A 1,297-nucleotide genomic window follows, 5' to 3' on the forward strand; every position below is an offset into this window, starting at 1 on the left:
AGAAGCCCGCGTCCCGTTCTCCGTGGCCGGCGGCGTGAAGGTTGCCACCATCGGCGATGTCCAGAAGGCCGGCGCTGACGTCGCCGTCGCCGGCGGCGCCATCTACAGCGCAGCCGATCCCGCACTGGCAGCCAAGCAGCTCCGCGCCGCAATCAACTAACCCAGCCGGTAGACGGTGGCGTCCCGCACTCCCAACAGTCGCTGGACGCCGCCGCCGGGCTGCAGGACCTTCTGATTGGGGGCTGCAGCCCGGATTGTCTTTCCTGTACTGCCCGCGGAGATACGTCACCGCGGGCAGTACAGTTCCGTGCTGAATCCAATTCCAGAAACACAACACCCCAACGATGCGGGGTTGGCGCATGGGCGCACATAAACCCATGGAAAGGAACTGTTCATCATGCGTAGTCAGGCCACACACAATTTAGAAGTAGTTGTTACCGAGCCAAGCCGCCTTTACGAGTTACTCGACGATGCTGAGGCCACCCTCCGGCAGGTCGCCAGGCCCCACTGCTATTCAGGCATTCTGGTCACCCGCCATACGCCCAGCCGGTACACCCTCGCCCTCAGCGACACCGTTCCCTACGGTGAGACGCGCGAGCAGATCCTCTCCTAAGCCCCGGTCTGCGGCCGCATCCCCTGTCGAAAGTTAGAAGCCACCATGCCACTCACCTACGTTGATTCAAGTGCGACACCCGTGCGCAAGTCGGGCGTCAATCCGCTGCGGGATCCGCGGGATCGTCGTTTGAATCGGATTGCGGGTCCGTCGTCGTTGGTGTTGTTTGGGGTGACGGGGGATTTGGCGCGGAAGAAGTTGATGCCGGCGGTGTATGATCTGGCGAACCGGGGGTTGTTGCCGCCGAGTTTCGCGTTGGTCGGGTTCGGCCGGCGTGAGTGGGATGATGCGGAGTTCGCCGCGCAGGTGAAGGCCGCGGTGGTGGCGTCGGCGCGGACGCCGTTTGATGAGGCGGTGTGGAACCAGCTCGCGGAGGGGATCCGTTTTGTGCGGGGCGAGTTCGATGATGATGACGCGTTTGAGCGTCTCGGGGACACGATCGCGGAGTTGGATGAGCACCGCGGGACGCGGGGGAATCACGCGTTTTATCTTTCGATTCCGCCGAAGGCGTTTGAGCAGGTCTGCCGGCAGCTCTCCAAGCATGGTCTGGCGCAGGCTGACGGGCAGAAGTGGCGGCGGGTGGTGATCGAGAAGCCGTTCGGGCATGACCTGGACTCCGCCCGGGCGTTGAATGAGATTGTTGAGTCGGTGTTCCCGCCGGACGCGGTGTTCCGGATTGATCAT

General features: G+C 63.1%; 2 protein-coding genes and 1 pseudogene. All 3 read left to right on the forward strand.

Going from position 1 to position 1,297, the window contains the following annotated elements; translation table 11 throughout:
* On the forward strand, positions 1–160 hold a 160-nt coding region (locus tag NQJ30_RS18810), incomplete at its 5' end, for an orotidine 5'-phosphate decarboxylase / HUMPS family protein (RefSeq protein WP_255771844.1).
* A 237-nt stretch (positions 161–397) separates the two neighbouring features.
* On the forward strand, positions 398–613 hold the full coding sequence (locus tag NQJ30_RS18815; protein ID WP_164204625.1) for a hypothetical protein: 216 nt from the start codon (positions 398–400) through the stop codon (positions 611–613).
* Between the two features lie 45 nt (positions 614–658).
* Positions 659–1,297, forward strand: a pseudogene (locus tag NQJ30_RS18820) (glucose-6-phosphate dehydrogenase); the annotation flags it as partial.

This window comes from Pseudarthrobacter sulfonivorans (assembly GCF_024391045.1).
Taxonomy (GTDB): domain Bacteria; phylum Actinomycetota; class Actinomycetes; order Actinomycetales; family Micrococcaceae; genus Arthrobacter; species Arthrobacter sulfonivorans_B.